17 protein-coding genes are annotated in these 20,836 nt (G+C 69.1%); 11 read left to right on the top strand and 6 right to left on the bottom strand.

Features of this window, described 5'->3' with window-relative positions:
- Positions 1 to 5: 5 nt before the first annotated feature.
- The 3 genes from RT688_RS12125 to RT688_RS12115 all read right to left on the bottom strand — a co-directional run bounded on the left by RT688_RS12125 (position 6) and on the right by RT688_RS12115 (position 3,920).
- Complete coding sequence (locus RT688_RS12125) at positions 6 to 1,475, bottom strand: sodium:solute symporter (protein WP_313705133.1); 1,470 nt, start codon at positions 1,473 to 1,475, stop codon at positions 6 to 8.
- 286 nt (positions 1,476 to 1,761) lie between these two features.
- Positions 1,762 to 2,193, bottom strand: a complete 432-nt coding sequence (locus tag RT688_RS12120) for a hypothetical protein (protein ID WP_313705132.1) — start codon at positions 2,191 to 2,193, stop codon at positions 1,762 to 1,764.
- A 164-nt stretch (positions 2,194 to 2,357) separates the two neighbouring features.
- Positions 2,358 to 3,920, bottom strand: a complete 1,563-nt coding sequence (locus RT688_RS12115; RefSeq protein WP_313705131.1) for an NYN domain-containing protein — start codon at positions 3,918 to 3,920, stop codon at positions 2,358 to 2,360.
- 357 nt (positions 3,921 to 4,277) lie between these two features.
- Here RT688_RS12115 and RT688_RS12110 point away from each other — a divergent pair, with 357 nt between their 5' ends.
- Positions 4,278 to 5,930, top strand: coding sequence for a phosphoethanolamine transferase (locus RT688_RS12110; protein ID WP_313705130.1), 1,653 nt, complete (start codon positions 4,278 to 4,280; stop codon positions 5,928 to 5,930).
- 13 nt (positions 5,931 to 5,943) lie between these two features.
- On the opposite strand, the gene RT688_RS12105 is transcribed toward RT688_RS12110, so the two are convergent.
- Positions 5,944 to 6,363, bottom strand: coding sequence for a DUF1810 domain-containing protein (locus RT688_RS12105; RefSeq protein WP_313705129.1), 420 nt, complete (start codon positions 6,361 to 6,363; stop codon positions 5,944 to 5,946).
- 70 nt (positions 6,364 to 6,433) lie between these two features.
- Here RT688_RS12105 and RT688_RS12100 point away from each other — a divergent pair, with 70 nt between their 5' ends.
- The 5 genes from RT688_RS12100 (at position 6,434) to RT688_RS12080 (ending at position 11,450) form a co-directional block, all read left to right on the top strand.
- The gene (locus RT688_RS12100) at positions 6,434 to 6,655 is read left to right on the top strand and encodes a DUF3820 family protein (protein WP_313705128.1); all 222 of its coding nucleotides are present in this window, start codon (positions 6,434 to 6,436) and stop codon (positions 6,653 to 6,655) included.
- A 162-nt stretch (positions 6,656 to 6,817) separates the two neighbouring features.
- Entirely contained in the window at positions 6,818 to 7,201 is a 384-nt protein-coding gene (locus RT688_RS12095) for a response regulator transcription factor (protein WP_313705127.1), read from the top strand.
- Positions 7,202 to 7,231: 30 nt separating this feature from the next.
- Positions 7,232 to 8,299 (top strand): HEAT repeat domain-containing protein, encoded by a 1,068-nt coding sequence (locus tag RT688_RS12090; RefSeq protein ID WP_313705126.1) that lies wholly within the window; start codon positions 7,232 to 7,234, stop codon positions 8,297 to 8,299.
- The gene (locus tag RT688_RS12085) at positions 8,296 to 9,777 is read left to right on the top strand and encodes a glycosyltransferase (RefSeq protein ID WP_313705125.1); all 1,482 of its coding nucleotides are present in this window, start codon (positions 8,296 to 8,298) and stop codon (positions 9,775 to 9,777) included. Before RT688_RS12090 ends, RT688_RS12085 begins: the two co-directional genes overlap by 4 nt.
- The gene (locus RT688_RS12080; RefSeq protein ID WP_313705124.1) at positions 9,774 to 11,450 is read left to right on the top strand and encodes a hypothetical protein; all 1,677 of its coding nucleotides are present in this window, start codon (positions 9,774 to 9,776) and stop codon (positions 11,448 to 11,450) included. Before RT688_RS12085 ends, RT688_RS12080 begins: the two co-directional genes overlap by 4 nt.
- A gap of 7 nt (positions 11,451 to 11,457) precedes the next feature.
- Here RT688_RS12080 and RT688_RS12075 read toward each other — a convergent pair whose 3' ends face one another.
- A complete protein-coding gene (locus RT688_RS12075) occupies positions 11,458 to 13,170 on the bottom strand; it encodes a glycosyltransferase family 39 protein (protein ID WP_313705123.1) in 1,713 nt (570 codons plus the stop codon).
- A 151-nt stretch (positions 13,171 to 13,321) separates the two neighbouring features.
- Positions 13,322 to 15,631 (bottom strand): ATP-binding protein, encoded by a 2,310-nt coding sequence (locus RT688_RS12070; RefSeq protein WP_313705122.1) that lies wholly within the window; start codon positions 15,629 to 15,631, stop codon positions 13,322 to 13,324.
- A gap of 146 nt (positions 15,632 to 15,777) precedes the next feature.
- On the opposite strand from RT688_RS12070, the gene ribA reads away from it, so the two are divergent.
- From ribA to RT688_RS12045, 5 genes are all read left to right on the top strand, one after another.
- Positions 15,778 to 16,437: a GTP cyclohydrolase II gene (gene ribA / locus RT688_RS12065; RefSeq protein ID WP_313705121.1), complete on the top strand. Its 660-nt coding sequence runs from the start codon at positions 15,778 to 15,780 to the stop codon at positions 16,435 to 16,437.
- A 109-nt stretch (positions 16,438 to 16,546) separates the two neighbouring features.
- The gene (locus RT688_RS12060; RefSeq protein WP_313705120.1) at positions 16,547 to 17,986 is read left to right on the top strand and encodes a serine protease; all 1,440 of its coding nucleotides are present in this window, start codon (positions 16,547 to 16,549) and stop codon (positions 17,984 to 17,986) included.
- Positions 17,983 to 18,957 carry an FHA domain-containing protein gene (locus RT688_RS12055; protein ID WP_313705119.1) on the top strand — a complete coding sequence of 325 codons (975 nt, stop codon included), beginning with the start codon at positions 17,983 to 17,985 and terminating at the stop codon, positions 18,955 to 18,957. Before RT688_RS12060 ends, RT688_RS12055 begins: the two co-directional genes overlap by 4 nt.
- 65 nt (positions 18,958 to 19,022) lie before the next feature.
- On the top strand, positions 19,023 to 20,090 hold the full coding sequence (locus RT688_RS12050; RefSeq protein WP_313705118.1) for a histidine kinase: 1,068 nt from the start codon (positions 19,023 to 19,025) through the stop codon (positions 20,088 to 20,090).
- Positions 20,078 to 20,800, top strand: a complete 723-nt coding sequence (locus tag RT688_RS12045) for a LytTR family DNA-binding domain-containing protein (RefSeq protein ID WP_313705117.1) — start codon at positions 20,078 to 20,080, stop codon at positions 20,798 to 20,800. The genes RT688_RS12050 and RT688_RS12045 overlap by 13 nt, the downstream gene beginning before the upstream one ends.
- The last annotated feature ends 36 nt before the right edge of the window (positions 20,801 to 20,836 follow it).

Here is a 20,836-nt window from a genome sequence, read left to right as displayed (position 1 = left end):
GGACGTCAGGCCGTGACCGCCACCTTGTCCACGGTCTCCCGGCGGGAGATCGCGAACAGGCCGGCGAATACGAGTATGCCATTGAGGATCAACAGTTCAAGGCCAAGGCGATAATTGCCCAACAGATACTGTTGATAGTGCTCAAGAAGCGCACAAAGAATCGGGGCGCCGATGGTCACGTAGGGCACCAGGCGGTCCGCCAGGGTACGTTTGGTCAGCATGCCGAAGGCGAACAGGCCGAGCAGCGGGCCATAGGTATACGCGGCCAGCTTCAGGATGATGACGATCATGCTCGGTTCGTCGATCCACTTGAAGCCCATCACCAGCAGCAGGAACAGGCCGGCGAAGCCGAGGTGCACGCGGCGGCGCAGCTTTTCCTGCGCTTCGACGGACAGGTCGGCGCGACGCTTGATGCCGAGGATGTCGATGCAGAAGGTGGAGGTGAGCGCCGTGATCGCGCCGTCCGCGCTCGGGAACAGCGCCGAGACCAGGGCAATCAAAAAGATGATCTGTACCGCTGCCGGCAAATGGCCCATGACGACCGCCGGGAAGATCTTGTCGCCGGTGGCCGCGACGCCGACCGTCGGCGCGTACAGGTACAGCAGGCCGCCCAGGAACAGGAAGGCGGACAGGACGACCACCAGCACCGCGGTCAGGCTCAGCAGGTTCTTCTGCGAATCCTTCAGGGTCTTCACCGAGATCGTCTTCTGCATCATTTCCTGGTCCATGCCGGTCATGGTCAGCACGATGAAGATGCCGGCGACGATCTGCTTGAGCCAGAAATTCGGGCTGTCGACGTCCATCGTGAAGATGCGCGCCAGGCCCTGCGACTGCATCGCGTTCAGGCTTTCCGTCATCGACATGCCCATCTGGTCGAGCAGGAACCAGACGCAGGCGAACAGGCCGAACAGCATGCAGGTGGTCTGCAGGGTATCGGTCCAGACGATGGTCTTCACGCCGCCCTGGTAGGTGTACATCAGGATCATGCCGAGGATGACCAGGGTGGTCAGCCAGAACGGGATGCCCAGGCTGTCGAGGATGATCGCCTGCAGGATGTTCACGACCAGGTAGAGCCGCGCGGTCGAGCCGAGCAGGCGCGAGACGATGAAGAACCCGGCGCCGCTCTGGTAGGCGCGCCGTCCCAGGCGCACGTCCAGGTAGTGGTAGATCGAGGTCAGTTGCAGGCGGTAGTACAGCGGCAGCAGGATGTAGGCAACGGCGATGTAGCCGATCACGTAGCCGATCAGGATCTGGCCGTAGCCGAAGGCGTCGGCGCCGACGTTGCCCGGCACGCTGATGAAGGTCGCGCCCGAGAGCGTGGTGCCGACCATGCCGAAGGCGACCAGCATCCAGTTGCTGCTTTTGTTGCCGATGAAGAAGCTGTCGTTGTTGGCGTTGCGGGAGGTGGCCCAGGCCACGCCGAGCAGGAGCGCGAAATAGCCGATGAGGATGCAGAACAGAAGAACCGGTGACATGCAAAATCCGAGGTGTTGTCGTTTCGCCCAGCAATATAACTGAGAACGGACGGCAGGTCACCAAAGGATTGGCCGTATTGACGGCGTGGAAGGTGGTGCTGCGCCTTTCGGAAGGTGGTGCTGCGCCTTTCCTTTCGTAGGGTGGGTTCTCGAACCCACGCGGTAGAGCGGTTGATCAGCGGCGACGCAAGCAAAGAAGAGCGACGGGCATGACGAATTGAATTCGACGCCGCGTACACGCAAGCGATGATACCGCGTGGGTTCGAGAACCTACCCTACAAAAGCGTCAAGCCTCCTCGCCCTCCACCCGCTCGAACGGCCCGATGCACGCCTCCATCGACTCGTCGCTGCACATCAGGAACAATTCCCCCGAGGGATGGAAGCGCACGAAATTGGTCGCGCGCGTGCCGACCTTCATGATCGCGCCGGCGCAATCCTTCTTGCCGTTGTCCTTGACGATGCGGTCCTCGAGCTTGTAGAAGCCCTTCGCGCTGGGCTTGTCGGGAATGCTGAATTCGCTCTCGGACACCTCTTCCGCGCTGGTGACGAGGGTGGTGCCGTCGCCGCGGAAGCGGTAGACCTCGGAGCAGCGCAGGTCGGGCAGCGACAGCTTCCAGATGCCGAGGATGGGATGGTTGGAGGCCGGCGCCGGTGGCGCAGCCGAGGCGCAGGGGGCGGCCACGAGGAAGGAGACGAGCACACCGGCAAGGACACGCATGGCTTTCCTTTCACAACGGTTGAGCACTGCCGGCCGCACAGGGACCGGCGCATTCGCCGGCCGCGGCCAGCTGCCCGGCGCGCGCAGCCCGAGGGCTGCGGCGCCGGGACGCCGGCCCTGGCGCCCTGCTGCTGTACGACTGCTGCTGTCCTGCTACTGCCGCCTTACGCGTTGTCCGCAGTCTTCGGCTTGGCCGGACGGCGGCTGCGCGCGGCCGGCTTGCGTGCCGGCGCCTTGTGGGCGGGCTTGGCGGTCTTCTTGCGCGCGGGCTTGTCGTCGCCCGGCTCGCCAGTCGCGCCCTCGTCGGCAGCGTTGTCCTCATTTTCGCCGATTGGCGGGAAACCTGCTTCCGGCACCAGTGCGCCCAGTGCTTCGGCGGCGGCACCCTCGGCGGGCGGCAGCGCGGCGGGAGCGGCAGGAGCGGCAGGAGCAGCAGCCTCGGCCGGAGCGCCGAGCGGCGCCAGTTCGGCGGCGGCGGCGTCGCCCTGGGCAACGGCAGCGGCTTTCTTGGCGGCCGGCTTGCGCGGCGTGCGGCGGCGTTCCTTCTGCGGCGCCGGCGGCGCCTCGGGCGCGGCGGCATCGGCGGGCGCATTCTCCACCACGGCGGCCACGGCGTCGGCCGCCGCCGCGCCGTCCTCGGGCGCCGCCTCGGCCGACGGCTGGGCCTGGGCATCCAGGGCCTGCGGCACGGCCGCTTCCATCTCGCCCAGCTCGTCCGGGGTCACGGCCACGACCGGCGTCTCGGCGCGCTGCGTTCCCTTGCGGCCGCGGCCGCCACGGCGGCGGCCCTCGGCACGGCCTTCTTCGAGCGCCGGCGCCGCCTGCGCTTCGGCCGGCTCGGCAGCCGAGGCGTCCAGCAGCGCGGTCTCGAGCGGCGCCGGTTCCGCCAGCACGGCCGGGGCGGCGCTGCGGTAGACATAGGTGCCGGACTTCTCGTCGCGGCCGAATTCGAACAGGCCGCGCACCTGCGCTTCCTCGAGCAGGTTGCCGAAGGTGCGGAAACCGTAATACACCTCGGAGAATTCCGGACGGCGGCGCTTGAGGGTGTCCTTCAGCAGCGAGGCCCAGATCTTGCCGGTGTCGCCGCGTTCGGAGACCAGGGCGTCGAAGGTCTCGACCACCATTTCCAGGGCCTGCACCTTGCGCGCTTCCAGCTCTTCCTTGCGCTTGTCGTTGCTGGGTCGCTTCGATTGCGGCTGGGCCTTGCGCGCATCGAGTTCTTCCTTGCGCTTGGCGGCCGCGCGGCGCACTTCGCGCACCAGGTCGTCATAAAAGATGAATTCGTCGCAATTTGCCACCAGCAGGTCGGAGGTGGACTGCTTCACGCCGACGCCGATCACTTGCTTGGCGTTCTCGCGCAGCTTCGACACCAGGGGCGAAAAATCGGAGTCGCCGCTGATGATGACGAAGGTGTTCACGTGCGACTTCGTATAGCACAGGTCGAGCGCGTCGACGACCAGGCGGATGTCGGCCGAGTTCTTGCCGGACTGGCGCACGTGGGGAATCTCGATCAGCTCGAAATTGGCTTCGTGCATGGTGGACTTGAACCCCTTGTAGCGGTCCCAGTCGCAATAGGCTTTCTTGACGACGATGCTGCCCTTGAGCAGGAGCCGTTCGAGGACGGGCTTGATATCGAATTTCTCGTAGTTCGCATCGCGCACGCCGAGTGCGACGTTCTCGAAGTCGCAAAACACCGCCATGCTGATGTTATCGGAAGATGAAGCCATGAATTGTTGGTTTCTTAATGAGTGGACAGATTACCCGCGGATTATACGCACAACATGCGTGCTGCCTGCGCGCATGACAAGCTGACCACGGCCATAAAAATTTTCCGATCAGAACGCACAAGCCGGCCTCGACGGTATACACTTGCGGCGCGCAGGATGCCTGGCGCGGACCCGGTACGTAGTAGAAACGCACGTCGTAGAACCGCACGCAGTTGAACTTCTGAGGTAAGAGCCCGCATGAAACACTCGAAACATGTCGCACTCCGCTTGAGCCATACCGCCGCTTGCCCGCCTTTCCGGGCGCAAGCGCCGGTTTGAAGCAGCCGCCTCCTCCTTTTCCACGATTCCTTCCAGGCGATGACATCCTGCGTCGATGACCGCATTCCGCGCGTAACACGCGCGTCGCGCCTTGCCGCCCGCCTGCGGCGGGCGCTGCCCCTGCTGCTGCCCTTCCTCGCCGTGCTGGCCGCCATCCACGCCGGCCATGCCGGCTCGCGCGCCTGGCAGGTGCTGGTGCTGGCCCTGCCCGGCTGGTTCTGGCTGTGGTGGCCGATGCGCAGCGCGCGCCGGCGCCGCATCCAGGGCCTGGCCTGCCTGGCGCTGGGCCTCGCCTTCGTGCTCGACGGCGCGGTGCGCGGCTTCCTGTTGTCCGCCTACGACGCGCTGCCGAACAGCTCGATGGTCCTCAGCGCCGTCGCCAACACGACCCCGGGCGAATCGCGCGAATTCGTCGCCATGTACTGGCGCGACCTGGTCGAATGGTCGCTGTTCGCCTTCCTGTGCGGGGCCGTGCTGGTGGCCGGCATCCGCCTGTGGTGGCAGGCGCCGCCGAAGCTGCCCGAGCCGCGCGGCTGGCGCATCGCGATCGCGGTGCTGATGCTGGCCCTGATCCTGGGCGCTTTCGTGAGCAAGCCCTGGCGGCGCCACCATCCGGCCGTGTTCTGGGCCCAATGGGTACAGGATATCGGCGACCTGCGCCGCCAATGGGGCGAACTGGGCCAGCAGCGCCAGCGCCTGCTGGCCGCGGCGAAGGGGCTCGCCCCGACCCTGGCCGAGGACAGCCCGGACACCCTGGTGCTGGTGATCAGCGAAAGCGTGAACCGCAACAACCTGAGCAATTACGGCTACGCGCGCCCGACCTCGCCGGCCCTGTTCGCGCGCCAGCACGAGCTGGGCGAGCGCATGGAAGTGTTCCGCCACGCCTGGTCGGTGAACGCCTCGACCGTGCCGGCCCTGCGCAACCTTTTCTATTTCGGCAAGCCCGACGACCGCGAGCGCGTGCACCTGCTGGCGCTGGCGCGCGCGGCCGGCTACCGCACCTGGTGGATCAGCAACCACAACGACCTGGCGATCGAGCAGGAACACGCGCTGCTGGCCGACACCGTCGAGATCATGAACCGCAAGCCGGGCCGCTCGTCCGAGGCGCTCGACGAGCAATTGCTGCCGGCGATGCGCAAGGCCCTGGCGGACCGCGCCCCGCGCAAGCTGATCGTGCTGCACATGCTGGGCCTGCATCCGAACTACGTCATGCGCCATCCGGCCGGCATGCAGCCCTTCGCCCACGCGGCCGACCTGGTCGACGCCCGCCTGCGCAGCGAAGGCCGCCCCGGCTGGCTGCGCGAACTGCGCAACGACTACGATTCGGCGGTGCGCTACCACGACCAGACGGTCGCCGCCACGCTCGACATGAGCCGCCATGCGCCGGGCAGGCAGACCTGGGTCTACCTGTCGGACCACGGCCAGGAAGTCGGCCACACGATCGACCGCGCCGGCCACAGCGCCACCACGCCGGACGGCTACCGCATCCCGCTGATGGTCTGGAGCTCCTACCAGGACACCGCGCCCGGATCGAGCCTGAGCCTGCCGGTGCGCGGCGACTGGCTGGCCCACAGCCTGACCAACCTGCTCGGGATCGAGTGGCAGGGCGACCAGCCGGGCCAGGACGTGTTCGACGCGCGCTACCGCTGGCAGGCGCCGCGCATGCCGGTACGGATCGACTTCAATTCCTGAGGCCCCGTCCGTCCTACAAACGCGCCAGCGTCGCCGGGTCCGACTCGCCGTCGAAGAAGATGTCGAGGCAGGTCTGGAACACGGCCTCGTCGGGCGCGACGTCGGCGAACAGCGTCATCGAGGAATGGAATTTGCGGTCGTCGGGGCTGTCGAAGATCTGCTTGACCTCGATGTCGGGATGGGTGGCGACCAGGCGCGCGCATTCGCGCAGGCGCGGCCCCAGCACCGGATGGGCGAGATAGGCGGCGGCCTCGTCGCTCGATCGGATCGCGTACTTGCGCGACATTTCGCTGCTTCCCAGCCCCAGCAGTTGCGGAAAGACGAACCACATCCAGTGCGTGCGCTTGCGGCCGGTGCGCAGTTCGGCCAGTACGTCGGAGTACAGCGGGTCCTGCGCGGCGACGAAGCGGTCCAGGTCGAAATCCTTGTCCATGGCATTCTCCCAGCGAGTACTTCGTCTTCATGCTACCGCGTTCCCCGGATTTGCTAAAGTGGCGTCCACGATGAAACCCGAACACCTGCCCCTGCTCCTGACGCACGAAATGCCCTACGGTAAATACAAAGGCCACAAGATCGCCGACCTCCCCGGCCACTACCTGGGCTGGTTCGCGCGCGAAGGATTTCCGCGCGGCGAACTGGGCGAGCTGCTGGCCCTGATGTACGAGCTCGACCACAACGCCCTGCGCGGGCTGCTCGATCCCCTGCGCCGACCCAGGAGCGCCTGAATAAAGTCCCAGGGCAAGGCGCATCGTCGAAGACAGTACGAGCGTAGGGCGAGACGATGCAACGCCGCCATGGGCTTTTGTCAGCCGCTCCGGCCCCTGGCGGTGCACGCTTCGCTATAATGGCAGCGGTCTTTACGCTTTCCTAAACGCATGCAAAATACCGTGCCCGCCGCTCCGACCGTCCTCGTTGTGGAGGACGACCAACACATCGCCGAAGTCCTGCGCTTCATGCTCGAGCGCCAGGGCTACCGGGTCGTGCACCTGGCCGATGGCCGCGCCGCCAGCGCCCACATCGCCGCCGCCGAAGCGCCGGGCCTGGTGCTGCTCGACGTGATGCTGCCCTATGTCGACGGCTTCGAGATCGTCGGCCTGATCCGCTCGCGCCCGGCCTGGCGCGACGTGCCGGTGCTGATGCTGACCGCCAAGAACACCGAGCGCGACACCGTGCGCGCGCTCGACGCCGGCGCCAGCGACTTCGTCATCAAGCCCTTCCAGCCCCAGGAACTGCTGGCCCGCGTACGCCGCTTCCTGAGGACCGGCGCATGAGCATGCCCCGGCACGCGGAGGGCAGCTAGCATGCAGGCCCTGCCCGCAGCCGGCGCCGCCCATGCCGACGTCTTCATCACCGCCGCGCTCTGGACCGGTTTCGCCGCCCTGCTCCTGACCGCGCTGCTCGGCCTGCAGATCATCGCGATGCGCATGAGCCTGCGCCGGCGCAAACGCATCGACGCGCGCGCGCTGGCGCGCTGGCGCCCGGTGCTGAACGCCGCCATCGTCGGCGAGATCCCGGCCGCGCTGCCGCCGCTGCGCGCCAGCGAACGCCTGCCCTTCCTGCGCCTCTGGGCGCACCTGCAGGGCTCGCTGCGGGGGGAGGCCAGCGAGGCCCTGAACGAGGTCGCGCGCCGCGCCGGCATCGACGCCTACGCGCGCACCCTGCTGGGCCGCGGCGCCCGCCCCGCGCGCCTGCTGGCGGCGCTGGTGCTGGGCCACTTGCGCGACCGCCAGGCCTGGGACGGCCTGATGCGCATGGCCGAGCTGCCCGACGACACGATGTCGCTGACCGCGCTGTGGGCGCTGGTGCGGGTCGATCCGCGGGCCGCCAGCGACTACATGGTGCCGCTCTTCATCGCGCGCGAGGACTGGGCGCTGTCGCTGGCGGCCGGCATCCTGCAGCAGGCCGGCGAAGCGGCCGGCGAAGCGCTGGCGCAACACCTGCCCCGTCTCGACGCTGCGCGCCTGCCGCGCGGCCTGCGCATCGCCGAGGCCCTGAACGCCGCGCTGCCGGCGGGCCTGCTGGCGGCGGCGCTGCGCAGCGAGGCGATGCCGGTCGTGATCGCCGCCCTGCGCAGCGTGCGCACGCCCGAAACCATCGCCGAGGTGCGCGCCCTGCTTGCGCATCCGGACTGGCAGGTGCGGGTGCAGGCCGCGCGCGCCCTGGGCCGGGTCGGCGAACGGGCCGACGCCGAGCGCCTGGTCGCCCTGCTGGGCGACCGCGAATGGTGGGTGCGCTACCGCGCCGCCCAGGCGCTATTGGAACTGCCGGCGCTGCCGCGCGCCGAACTGGAAAGCCTGCGCGCCGGACTCACCGACCGCTTCGCGGCCGACATGCTGTCGCAGGCGATGGCCGAAAGCGGGGCCGCATGAATACCGACAACCTGCTGGTCGCCTTCATCACCTGGTTCGTGCTGGCCTTCTTCGTGCTGCTCAACGGCGGCTACCTGCTGCTGAACCTGTTCTCGCTGCGCGCGCTCCACCGCAAGGGCCAGGAAGCCTTCATCGGCGAGCTGCCGCGCGCCTATTCCGGCCTGGAGCCGCCGGTCAGCATCCTGGTGCCGGCGTATAACGAGGAGGCCACGATCGCCGCCTCGATCCGCTCGATGCTGCAGCTGACCTATGCCGAGTTCGAGATCATCGTCATCAACGACGGCTCGAAGGACGGCACGCTCGAGGTGCTGCGGCGCGAATTCGCCCTGCTGCCCTTCCCCGAGGCGTACCGGCGCCAGATCCCGACCAAGGAGGTGCGCCAGATCTACCGCTCGACGCGCTACCCGAACGTGCGCGTGATCGACAAGGTCAACGGCGGCAAGGCCGACTCGCTCAACGCCGGCATCAACGCCTCGCGCTATCCACTGTTCTGCGGGGTCGACGCCGACTCGGTGCTGCAGCGCGACAGCCTGGCTAAGGTGACCGAACCATTCCTGCGCGACCCCACCGTGGTCGCCACCGGCGGCACCGTGCGCGTGGCCAACGGCTGCGAGATCAGCGGCGGCTTCCTGACGAAAGTCGGCCTGCCGAAGAGCCCCCTCGCCCTGTTCCAGGTGGTCGAATACCTGCGCGCCTTCCTGTTCGGCCGCCTCGGCTGGTCGGCCCTGAACGGCATGCTGATCATTTCCGGCGCCTTCGGCATCTTCCGCAAGGACGCGGTGGTCCTGGCCGGCGGCTACCGCCCCAACACCATCGGCGAAGACATGGAACTCGTGGTGCGCATGCACCGCACGCTGCGCGCCAAACGCCAGCCCTACCGCATCGAATTCGTGCCCGATCCGGTCTGCTGGACCGAGGCCCCCGAAGACCTGGCCACGCTGAAGAACCAGCGCGTGCGCTGGCAGCGCGGCCTGGCCGAGAGCCTGAGCGCCAACTGGGGCCTGATGTTCTCGAAGAACGGCGGCGTCCCCGGCTGGATCGCCTTCCCCTTCATGCTCTTCTTCGAGTGGCTGGGACCGGTGATCGAGCTGGGCGGCTACCTCTTCATGGCCTATGCCTTCCTCACCGGCCTGATTTCCTGGACAGCCTTCGGCGCCTTCCTGTTCGTCGCCCTCGGCCTGGGCATTTTGCTGTCGGCGTCCGGCCTGATGCTGGAAGAGATGTCCTTCCACCTCTACCCGCGGGGCAAGCAACTGATGCTGCTGGGCCTGGTCGTGATCCTGGAGAACCTTGGCTACCGCCAGCTCAACACCTGGTGGCGCCTGGTCGGCCTGTGGCGCTGGGCAGTGCAGAAGGAAGCGAGCTGGGGCGCGATGAAGCGCAAGGGCGTAGGGGTGGATGCGCATGCCCAGGCCGCACCGCCAGCCGGCCCGCCGGGCGAGACGAGCTCCACCCGGCCGCCGGGCAGCGCCTCATGAAAGCCCTGCTGTTCGCCTCCCTGCTCCTGACCATGACTGCCACGCACGAGGCCTCGCTGCAGGTCTGTCCCGCTTCCCAGGCGCCGGCCGACGCGCCGCGCGCCGCCCTGCCCGGTCCGGGCGACCTGGTCGTGGTCGCCAGCGCGCAACCGGCGCTGCCCGGCTGCAGCGCCACGCCGCTCGGCGTCGACGCCAGCCAGGTCGACGCCCTGTACCCGCTGCCGCTGGGGGAACGCCCGGCGCGCACCATCCTGCTCTACGGGCCGGCGGACCAGAAGCGCTTCGTGCCGGGCAGCCACGACCTCCCCCAGCCCGATCCCGCGAATGCCGCGCCGCGGCGCGCGACGATGCCGCTGCGTGCCAACCTGCTGCCGGATGCGAAGCTGCGCCCCTTCGGGATCGAGGAGCGCGTCAGCATCGAACGGCGAGACGGCGAAGTGCGCCTGCAATGCCGCGCCGGCACGCGGCCCGCGGGCGTGCTGCTGGACGGCCCGTGGAAGCTCGCGCTCGGTGCATTCGCACTGGGCGCCGATTTTTCCGGCAACGGCAACTTCGCGCTGCAAGCCGCCGATGCCGCATCGAGCGCGCGCGAGTCGTCGTACACGGTCGGCGACCTCGCGGCCACGAAGACGCCGCGCAGCGTGGCCCTGCCCCTGCCGGCGCAGCTGGACCGGGCAAACTGGCGCCAGTTCGTGCTGCTCTGCCCTTCCACGGCGGCTACCCTGGACCTGCACGCGCTGCGGCTCGAACCAGTCGCGCCGGCCAAACCGGCGCCACGCTCGACCTGGATCTGGGACCGCGGCGAGTGGATGGACAAGGGCGACGCCCTGCTGGCCTGGGCCAAGGGTGAGAACATCGGCGAACTGTTCATCGTCGTCACGCTCGACGGCCCCCGGGTGCGCGACCCGCAGCAACTGCGCGCCTTCGTGCGCAAGGCAAGCGCCGCCGGCATCGCGGTCACCAGCGTCGAAGGCGACCCGCACATGGCCTTGCCGAACCACCGCGCCGCCACCGCCGACCGCGCCCGCGCCTTCGCCGCCTACAACCGCGCGTCGGCGCCTGAAGAACGCCTGCGCGCGATGCAGTTCGACGTCGAACCCTACCTGCTGCCGGATGCGGTGCTGCCCCCGAACGAACGCGACCAGGAATACCTGGCGATGGCGCGCGCCCTGCGCGAAGCGGCCGGCGACATGCCGCTCGAATTCGTCGTGCCGTTCTGGTGGTGGGACAAGTCCGAACTGCTCGAAGGACTGGCGAACGTCGCGGATGGCCTGGCGGTGATGGACTACCGCACCGCGCCCGACGAGATTGTCCGCTTCGCCCTGCCCTTCCTCGACTGGGCGGCGGTGCACCATAAACGCGTGCACATCGCGCTCGAAGCCGGAAAAGTGGGCGCCGAGCGCCAGCGCCGCTACGTGCGGGCCGACGCGGGCGAAGCCGGGGAACTGCTGCTGGCCCAGGCCGGCGAAACGCCGGTGCTGGTGCTGCTGCGCCAGCCGGCGAAAGCGGCGGCCGGGACGCTGTTCCGGTTCAGCAGCGAGCGCATCCTCGATGGCAGCGCCACCAGCTTTTATGGCGACAAGGACAAGCTGCGCAAGCTGCTGCCTGAGCTGGAGCGCGATCTTGGCGCCTGGGCGGGGTTTGCCGGGATTGCATTGCACGGCTGGCGTTGAGCCGCCCTCAAGGCCGCTGCGCCGTCACATCGTTCGTGACGATCACGCGCCGCGCGTCTTGTCCGATCACGCGCATCGGCACCCCGCGCCGCTGCAGATCGGCATGGATGTCCGGGCGCACGAAGGCGATGGCCTTGATGCCGCGCGCGCGCTGGGCTTCCCATGTCGCGACAAACGTGTCGAGCCTGGCTATCCACAAATGCGGGCGCCGCTCCAGGTCGAGCAGCATGGCGTCTTCCGCCCTGTGCACCATGGTCAATGTGCGCCCGAGGTAGAACGGCAGCGCGTATTCGTATTGTCCCACTGCGTAGATCGGCGTTTGCGGCGTGATTTCCGAGCGGATGGCCGCAAGGTAGGCGACGCCCGCCTTGTCCCGTCCCAGGGATTCATGTCCGAGCATCAGCGCTTGGCCGGCCAGGAAGCCTGCCGCGGCGAGCACCGTCAACGCCCATGTGCGGGCGCGCCGCGCCAGCCATGCGGCGGCGGCGCCGCCCAAGGCGAGCAGTACGGCGGCCCCGGTGATCCAGTACACCTGCCCGCGTCGCACCGGCGTCGATGCAGGCGCGTTGTCGATCCATGCGGGAGCGAACCACAGGACAACAAGGGCGGCCGCGCCCAGCAATGCGACCGGCGCCGCGGCGACGATCGTCGCCCTGGGCGACGCGCTGTCGAGATAGCGGGCAACCAGCAACGCCAGCGCCGGAAACATCGGCAGGATGTAAGCCGGCAGCTTGGCGTTCGAGAGGCTGAAGAAGACGAAGATCGCTACGGCCCAGACCACCAGGAAGCGGCCGGGGTCGAACCCGGCGGCGCGAACGCGCACGCCGTGGCGCAGGCTTTGCGCGAGCACGCCGAACCAGGGCGTTATGCCCACGATCAGCAGGGGCAGGAAATAGTGCCAGGGCGCTTCCCTGCTGTGTACGTCGCTGGTGAAGCGGCCGACGTGCTCGCGGATGAAGAAGAAAGCCGGGAACTCCGGATTGGCGAGCGAGACCAACACGAACCACGGCGCGGCGATCGCCAGGAACAGCGCCAGGCCGGGCGCGATGTGCAGGCGCCGCCAAGTGCGCCAGTCGCGCGACACCAGCGTGTACAGGACCAGCACCATGCCCGGCAGGACGACGCCGGCCAGGCCTTTTGTCAGCACCGCCAGCGCCATCGCGGCCCAGTAGCCGAGCATCCAGTTGCGCCGCGCGCGCGGGGAAGCGGCCGGGCGCTGCGCGATGAGCATCGCGCACAAGGCGCAGGTCAGCATCGCGCTCAGGCCCATGTCGTAGGAGGCGACGTGGGCTGCCCCGGCCCAGAAAAAACTCGATCCCAGGACCAGCGCCGCCGTGACGCCGGTGCCCTTGCCGTACAAACGGCTGCCGGCGAGGTAGACCATGGCGATGCCGGCCAGTCCGCACAGCCCCGTCCAGAGACGTGCCTGCCACTCCCCGAGTCCGAACACGGAAAAGACCAGCGCGGTCGCCCACGCCTGCAGCGGCGGCTTGCCGAAATACTTGATGCCGTTGAGGTGGGGCGTGAGGAAATCGCCTGTGGCGGCCATTTCGCGGGCGATTTCCGCATACCGCCCCTCGTCGCTCGGCACCAGCGTGCGCGCGCCCAGCGTGTAGAACCAGGTCAGGCAGAAACAAATGAGCAGGCACACAGCGGCGCGCCGCGGTATCCATGGTTCGCGGGCAATCACTTGCGTCTCATCGGGTGCGGTAAGCAGCATGGTTCGACCTTCCGCCAAACTGAAGACCCATGTTCGACCGCCGAGTGTCGCCAATGTTCAGATAAACCCGTGGCTTGCCGTCCACTTTCCGGCACGCGCTGCTGCGGCATCGACACTTGCGGGTGCGACTATGGGGAGCTGTCGAGGCCCCTCACTCCCGCGCCAGCGGCAAATCGACCCTGAACGTGGTCCCCTGCCCCGCCGCCGTCTCGAACCCGATCCGGCCTCCATGCTCCTCGACCAGGCTCTTGGTGATGCTCAGCCCCAGCCCGGTCCCGCCCTGCTGGCGCGTGTCCGCCCCATCGGCCTGGGCGAAGCGCTGGAACACGCGCGGCTGGAATTGCGGTGGGATGCCGGCGCCCTGGTCGCACACCGACAGCCGCGCGCAGCCTTCGTACTCGGCCAGCACCAGGGTGACCAGGCCGCCGCGCGGCGAGAACTTGATCGCGTTCGACAGCAGGTTGGTCAGCACCTGCACCAGGCGGTCGCGGTCGATGGTGGCGGCGAGCTTGCGCGCCGGCTCGCGGCATTCGAGGCGCAGCGTGACGCCCAGCTGTTTCGCGTAGCCCTGCATTGCCTCCAGGGCGTGCTCGGCCACCGGCAGGAGCGGCTGGGCGCGGCGTTCGAAGTGCATGACGCCGGCCTCGATCTTCTGCAGGTCGAGCACGTCGTTCACCATGCGCACCAGGCGCTCGCTGCTCTCGAAGGCGACGGTCACCAGGCGCGCCACGTCCGGCGGCAGTTCGCCGGCCATGCCCTCGTCCAGCATGGCCAGCGAGGCGCGGATCGAGGTCAGCGGGGTGCGCAATTCGTGCGAGACGGTGGCGACGAATTCGCTCTTCATGCGCTCGACCTTCTTGCGCTCGGAAATATCGTGCAGGAAGACGGCGAAGAAGACGCCTTCGCTGCCGCTGGCGAGACTGGCCGTCATCTCGATCGGGAATTCGTCGCCCTGGCGGTTGATCACGATGCGCTCGGTGCGGCGCTCGAGCAGGACGCTGTGTCCCGTGGCGCGGAACTGGTCGAAGGCGCGCGCCGTGCTGGGACGGAAGCGCTGCGGCACCAGGATCTCGCCCATCGGCCAGCCCAGCACCTCGCTGCGCTTCCAGCCGAACATGCGCTCGGCCGCGCTGTTCCAGTCGGTGATCATGCCGCGCAGGTCGACCGCGACGAAGGCGTCCTGGGCCGCTTCGATGATGGCGCCGACGCGCTGCTCGCTGGCCTGCACCGCCGCCAATGCCCGCTCCAGCTCGGCCGTGCGCGCTTCGACCCGCTGCTCCAGCGTCGCGTTCAGGCCCTGCAGCTCGGCGCGGCCGCGCACCAGGTCGCCCACCAGGGCATTCAGGGTGTCCGACAGGCGCTCGACCTCGACGTAGGTGCGGCCTTGCGTGTCGAGTTGCACGTTTTCGCCGCGCCGGATGCGGCCGGCGTCGCGCACCAGCTGGCCGAGCGGCCGGGTGATGCGGCCCGCCACCAGCACGCCGACCACCGAGAACAGGGCCGCCAGCGCGATGCCGCTCCAGATGGCGCGCTGGCGCAGGGCCAGCGCCGGCGCATACGCGTCGTCGACGGCCTGGCGCACCAGCACGGTCCAGCCCAGGCCGGGATAACTATCGAACCCCTTGCTGCGCGCGTAGCCGACCAGGTAGGACTGGCCGTCGGGCCAGCGCTCGACGACGAAGCCGGCGTCCTCGTTGTGGGCGGCCTGGAAGCTGGGCAGGTCGAGCGGCTTGCCCTGCAGGCCTTGCGGCCCGAGCAGGACGGTGCCGTTGCTGCCGAGGATCAGGGCGTCGACCCGGCCGCCGCGCGCGGCGATCGGCGCGATCACCGAACGCTCGACCGCGCGCGCCCACTGCCAGGACAGGTGGATGCCGAGCACGCCGAGGTTCTTGCCGTCGCGGTCGACATAGGGAAAGGCGACGTCGACGAAGCGGCGCGGCTCGCCGTCCTGTTGCGGCAGCAGGCGCGCCAGCAGCACGGCCTCGTGCACGTCGCCGACGTTCACCCCGCGCAGCGCGTTGCGGAACCAGGGCCGCTGCGAGACGTCCGCGCCTTCGAGCAGGCCGCGGCCGGCGACCTGGACCCGGCCGTCGAGGCCGGCCATGCCGACCCAGTCGTAGTAGCCATAGGTGTCCTGGATGCTGTCGAGCACGGCGCGGCGCTCGGCCTGGCTGGCATTGCCGGGCGCCAGGTCGCGCCGCTGGGCCAGCAGGCGCACTTCGCGGTAGCGCTCGAACATGCCGCGGTCGAGCTTGTCGGCGGTCTGCAGGGCGAGTTCGCGCAGGCCCTGGCCGATGCTGGTCTCGACCTGGCCGGTGGCGGCGATGTCGACGACCTCGACCAGCAGCAGGGTCAGGACGATCGACAGCAAGGAAAACGCCAGCGCCAGCCAGCCTCCCAGCGAGCGGCGCCTGCCCTGCCGCGGGCGCGATCCCGGGGTATCGTTGCTTGCCTGGTCCATATTGCTTACGTGTTGACTGAAGCGCAAGCGTACCACGCCGCGGCGGCCGCAAGCCAGCAGCCAGGAGCGGCCGCGGCCGCCGGCCGCACGGGGAAGGCCGATTTCTTTTATACTTACCGGCTACAGCCATTTGTCCCAAGACCAGCATGTCCAACACTACGACCGCCTCAGCGCCTGCCACCGAAAACCTGCTCGACTACGTCACGTCCTGCGCCCTGCCCACGCCCTGGGCCCAGTTCACGCTGCACGCCTTCGTCGAACATGCCACCGGCAAGGAACACCTGGCGATGGCGCTGGGCGACATCGGCAACGGCGAGCCGGTGCTGGCGCGCGTGCACTCGGAATGCCTGACCGGCGACGTGCTGTTCTCGCAACGCTGCGACTGCGGCGCCCAGCTCGAGGGCGCCCTGAAGCGCATCGCCGCCGAAGGCCGCGGCGTGCTGCTCTACCTGCGCCAGGAAGGCCGCGGCATCGGCCTGGTGAACAAGATCCGCGCCTACCGCCTGCAGGAAGCCGGCGCCGACACGGTCGAGGCCAACCTGCAGCTGGGCTTCCATGCCGACGCCCGCAACTACGAGCTGTGCCGCCCGATGCTGGAACAGTTCGGCATCAGGCAGGTCAAGCTGATGACCAACAACCCGCGCAAGATCGATGCCCTGTCCCGCCTCGGCATCGAGGTGACCGAGCGCGTGCCGCTGCTGGTCAACCGCAACGCCTTCAACAACAGCTACCTGAACACCAAGCAAGCCAAGCTCGGCCACATGATGACGCCCGCCGAAGTCGTGGCGCAAGATGGCGAACTGTAAGGTTCTGCACGTTGGCTGATCTGGTGGCAAGATAATCGCTGTCCGCCACCCTTTTCGATAAGCGCGGGCAGCGGCCCCCGCACGGCGCCGTTGCCCGAAGCGACGAACCATGCGACGAGCCGCCAGCCTTGCCCTGTTGTTCTGCCTGAGCGTATCCATGGCCGCGACCGGCGACAAGCCGGCCGCGCCCGTCAAGCGCACCGCCGCGCCGCCTGCGTCATCGAAACAGGCGCCGCCGGCCCCGCCCCTCGTCACCCCTCCCGCCACGCCGCCCGCCGCCACGCCGCAGGCGCCCGGCCCCGGCGAAACCGACGAGACCACCACCCTGCCGCCGCCTTCGTCGGCCGCCCAGGAACTGTATTCCTCGGCCCAGGCCGACCTGCTGCAGATCCGCATGCTGCTGCGCAACGGCCGCACCCAGTCGACGGTGGGCTCGGGCTTCCTGGTCGGCGACAGCAACCTGGTCCTCACCAATTACCACGTCGTCTCTCAAATGGCGCTCGACCCCGACGTCTACACCGGCGAATACGTCGACACCGACGGCAGGCGCGGCCCGATCGAATTGATGGCGGTCGACGTGCTGCACGACCTGGCGGTGGTGCGCGTGAACCGCAAGGGCAGCGGCTTCTTCCTGGTGCCGGACCAGCCGGTGAAGCTGACCCAGGGCCAGCCGCTGTATTCGCTCGGCAATCCCCTCGACCTCGGCTTCGCCATCTCGGAAGGCGCCTACAACGGCGTCGTCAGCCGCAGCTTCTACGACCAGCTGATCTTCAGCGGACCGATCAATTCGGGCATGAGCGGCGGCCCCAGCGTGACGGCCGGCGGCACCGTGGCCGGCATCAACGTCTCGAAACGGCGCGACGGCGAGGCGGTCAGCTTTTTGGTGCCGGTCAAGTACGCGCAGGAACTGCTGCGCCAGGTTTCCCTCCAGGGCGCCCCGCCGAAGGACTTCAATCCCCTGATCGCGGCCCAGCTGCTGGCGCACCAGCGCGCGATGGTGGCGCGCCTGCTCGACGCGCCGCTCTCGATCAAGAACATGGGGCCGTACCGGGTGCCGGTGCGCGAGTCCGGCCAGGTGCGCTGCTGGGGCCGCTCGAACGTGAAGGCCGAGACCTCCTACAGCGCCGACACCATGAGCTGCGCGATGGAGTCGGCGATCTACGTCTCCGACACCCAGCAGACCGGGCACGTGTCGATGACCCACCAGTACCTGCGCTCGCCGAACCTGCACCCGCTGCGCTTCGCCGCGCTGGCGAGCAGCCAGTTCCGCGTCGACCGCCTGGGCAGCACGCGCGACACGCGCCTGACCGGCCCCCTGTGCAGCGAGCGCTTCGTGCATTCGAACACGCTGCCGCTGCGCGCGGTGGTGTGCGTGCGCGCCTACCGCAAGTTTCCTGGCCTGTACAACTTCACGCTGCTGACCGCCAGCACCGACAACCCGCAGGCCAGCCTGCAAAGCCGCCTCGACGTGGCCGGCGTTTCCTACGACAACGGCATGCGCGTGACGCGCGCTTTCCTGGCCGCGCTCGGGCGCAGCGGGCAGCTATGACGGGCCCGTGGTTCATCGAAACCCTCGCGCGCAACGGCGACGTGCTGCACCGCCACCGCGTCGACACGCTGCCGATCCGCATCGGGCGCGGCTACGACAACGACTACATCCTTGACGATGCCCATGCCGCCGCGCGCCATGCCCGGGTGGACAGCGACGGCAACGGCGGCCTGGTGCTGCGCGACCTCGGCACCAGGAACGGCATGGTCCACGCGGGCAAGCGCATCAAGACGCTGCCGCTGGGCGGCAACACCGTGGTGCGCCTGGGCCACACGACGCTGCGGGTGCGCGCGGCCGACTTCCCGGTGCCGGCCGAACTGCTGGACCGTACCATGCACGGCTGGGAAGGCGCCCTGCCCGGCCTGGCCGGCGCCTTCCTCATCGCGCTGGTGGCCCTGTTTACCATGTGGCTGGCCGACACCCAGCCGTTCCGCCTGTTCCGCTACCTGCAGGCGCTGGCCTACGGGCTGGGGGCCGGCCTGGTCTGGGCCGGTCTATGGGCCTTGGGCAACCGCCTGTTCGGGCGCCACGCCCGCCTCGGGCGCCACCTGTTCATCTTCGGCTGCGGCGTCGCGGTGCTGATGGCCTTCCGGCTGGCCTCGAGCGCGCTCGGCTACGCGTATTCGATCGAGCTGTTCACGCGCTACGGCTCGCACGTGGCGATCGCGCTGGTGGCCGGCATGATCTACTTCCACCTGACGACGGTGACGCCGCAGCCGCGGCGGCGCTTCGCCATCAGCTGCGCGGCGCTGGCCGTGCTCGGCTCGGGACTGGTCCTGATCAGCAACGAACAGCGCAACGGCCGCCTGGCCGATGAGCTCTACATGTCGGTGCTGCTGCCGCCCGACATGCGCGCCACGCCCGACGCCACGGTGGACGAGTTCATGGACGACGTGGCGGGAATGAAAGCCAGGCTCGACCGGGAACGGGCCGACGAGGAGGAGCCGCGCGCGCATGCGCCGGCGCCGTGACGCTTTGACACCTTGTTAAAAATAAATGATGATCCCGGCATCTCGACAGGGTTCAAGGGTTCATCGTGCCATCCACACGCAATACGCGGGTCATCGTCTGCGCCTGGTGCCTGTTCTGGGCGCTGATGACCCTGATCGCCGTCCAGGACTACCGGCGGGGCGGCGGCAGCGCCCTGTGGCAGCCGCTGCTGTGGGAAGGCTCGTCGGCGCTGGTCATCAGCCTGCTCTGGCTGGTGCAGCGGCGCGCCAGCGCGCGCCACGCCGGCCTGCTCGACCGGCCCTGGCGCTGGTTCGCGCTGCAGGCTGCCTGGCTGCCCATGTACTGGCTCGCCTTCGTGCCGCTGGCGTTCGGCATCCGCCATGCCGTGTATGCGATGGCGGGCGAGGTCTACCGCCACGATCCCTGGCCGCAACTGTTCGTCTATGAAATCTCCAAGGTCTCGCTGTTCGTCTGCCTGTTCACCGTGATCGCCTTCGGGCTGCTGTCCTGGCGCCGCCTGCTGGAGGAGCGCCTGCGCCTGGAGCGCGCCACCGCCCTGCTGCGCCAGGCCGAGCTGCAGCGCCTGGCGCAGCAGGTGCAGCCGCATTTCCTGTTCAACGCGCTGAACACGGTTTCCTCGCTGATGCATACCGACGTCGACAAGGCGGACGCGACCCTGGTACGGCTGTGCGAGCTGCTGCGCGCGACCCTGCGGGCCGGCGAGCAGGCGCAGTCCTCGCTGGCGGCCGAGCTTGGCCTGGCCCGCGCCTATGCCGAGGTGATGAGCGCCCGCTTCGGCACGCGGGTACGGCTGGACTGGCGGGTGGGCGACGCGCTGTTGCCGCTGCGCCTGCCCACGCTCAGCCTGCAGCCCCTGCTCGAAAACGTCTTCAAGCATACGGTCGAGCAGCGCCAGGCGCCGACCAGCATCGCGGTATCGGCGCTGCGCGACGGCGCCGACCTGCTGGTGCGGGTCGAGGACGACGCCGGTAGGTTGGCCGGTCCCGAGGACGGCGCGCGGCCGGGCGGGGTCGGGCTTGCCAACCTGCGCGCGCGCCTGGACAACCTGTACGGCCCCGGCGCAACACTCACCCTGTCGCAGCTGGCGCCCGCCGGCGTGCGGGCCGAGATGCGGCTGCCATGCGCGCCCTGATCGTCGACGACGAAGCGCCGGCGCGGGCGCGGCTGCGGCGCCTGCTCCAGCTGGAAGGCGTGGCCGAGGTGCTGGAGGCCTGCGACGCGGCCGAGGCGCGGACGCGGCTCGCCGCCGGCATGCCGGACGTGGTGTTCCTCGACATCCGAATGCCGGGCAGCTCGGGCATGGAGCTGGCGGCCAGCCTGGCGCCGCCCAGGCCCCAGGTGGTCTTCACCACCGCCTTCGACGCCTATGCCGTGGCGGCCTTCGACACCGGCGCGGCGGACTACCTGCTCAAGCCCTTCGACGGCGCGCGCCTGCGCCGGGCGCTCGAGCGGGTGCGCGCGCGGCTGGCGGCGCAGGCGCCCCCGCAGCCGCCAGCCGCGCAGCCGGCCCACCTGCTGGTGCCCGGCCGCGGCGGCACCGCGATCGTGCCGGTGTCCGACATCGGCTGGGTCGAAACCGCCGACAACTACGTGATCCTCCATACCCGCGACGCCCAGCCGCTGCTGCGCAGGACCCTGGCGGCGCTGCTGGCCGAGCTCGGTCCCGGCTTCGTGCGCTGCCACCGGCGCGCGGCGGTCCAGGTGGCCTGGATCGAGCGCGTGCTGGCGCGGCCGCACGGCGACTGCTCGCTGCAACTGCGCGGCGGGGCCATGGTGCCCTGCAGCCGGCAGCATCGCGCCGGCGTGATGGCGGCACTGGGCTGTTCCGCGACGCCGGGCTGATCCGCAGCGCGGGACTGATCCGCTGCGCTTCACCCC

Origin of the sequence: Massilia sp. (genome assembly GCF_032106685.1) — a bacterium.
Taxonomy (GTDB): domain Bacteria; phylum Pseudomonadota; class Gammaproteobacteria; order Burkholderiales; family Burkholderiaceae_D; genus Telluria.
This window is presented reverse-complemented; position numbering and strand designations above follow the sequence as displayed.

Excerpts from the sequence above, each read along its gene's own strand:
- RT688_RS12125 (WP_313705133.1), bottom strand. The coding sequence starts at position 1,475 with ATGTCACCGGTTCTTCTGTTCTGCATCCTCATCGGCTATTTCGCGCTC.
- RT688_RS12120 (WP_313705132.1), bottom strand. The coding sequence starts at position 2,193 with ATGCGTGTCCTTGCCGGTGTGCTCGTCTCCTTCCTCGTGGCCGCCCCC.
- RT688_RS12115 (WP_313705131.1), bottom strand. The coding sequence starts at position 3,920 with ATGGCTTCATCTTCCGATAACATCAGCATGGCGGTGTTTTGCGACTTC.
- RT688_RS12110 (WP_313705130.1), top strand. The coding sequence starts at position 4,278 with ATGACATCCTGCGTCGATGACCGCATTCCGCGCGTAACACGCGCGTCG.
- RT688_RS12105 (WP_313705129.1), bottom strand. The coding sequence starts at position 6,363 with ATGGACAAGGATTTCGACCTGGACCGCTTCGTCGCCGCGCAGGACCCG.
- RT688_RS12100 (WP_313705128.1), top strand. The coding sequence starts at position 6,434 with ATGAAACCCGAACACCTGCCCCTGCTCCTGACGCACGAAATGCCCTAC.
- RT688_RS12090 (WP_313705126.1), top strand. The coding sequence starts at position 7,232 with ATGCAGGCCCTGCCCGCAGCCGGCGCCGCCCATGCCGACGTCTTCATC.
- RT688_RS12085 (WP_313705125.1), top strand. The coding sequence starts at position 8,296 with ATGAATACCGACAACCTGCTGGTCGCCTTCATCACCTGGTTCGTGCTG.
- RT688_RS12080 (WP_313705124.1), top strand. The coding sequence starts at position 9,774 with ATGAAAGCCCTGCTGTTCGCCTCCCTGCTCCTGACCATGACTGCCACG.
- RT688_RS12075 (WP_313705123.1), bottom strand. The coding sequence starts at position 13,170 with ATGCTGCTTACCGCACCCGATGAGACGCAAGTGATTGCCCGCGAACCA.
- RT688_RS12070 (WP_313705122.1), bottom strand. The coding sequence starts at position 15,631 with ATGGACCAGGCAAGCAACGATACCCCGGGATCGCGCCCGCGGCAGGGC.
- ribA (WP_313705121.1), top strand. The coding sequence starts at position 15,778 with ATGTCCAACACTACGACCGCCTCAGCGCCTGCCACCGAAAACCTGCTC.
- RT688_RS12060 (WP_313705120.1), top strand. The coding sequence starts at position 16,547 with ATGCGACGAGCCGCCAGCCTTGCCCTGTTGTTCTGCCTGAGCGTATCC.
- RT688_RS12055 (WP_313705119.1), top strand. The coding sequence starts at position 17,983 with ATGACGGGCCCGTGGTTCATCGAAACCCTCGCGCGCAACGGCGACGTG.
- RT688_RS12045 (WP_313705117.1), top strand. The coding sequence starts at position 20,078 with ATGCGCGCCCTGATCGTCGACGACGAAGCGCCGGCGCGGGCGCGGCTG.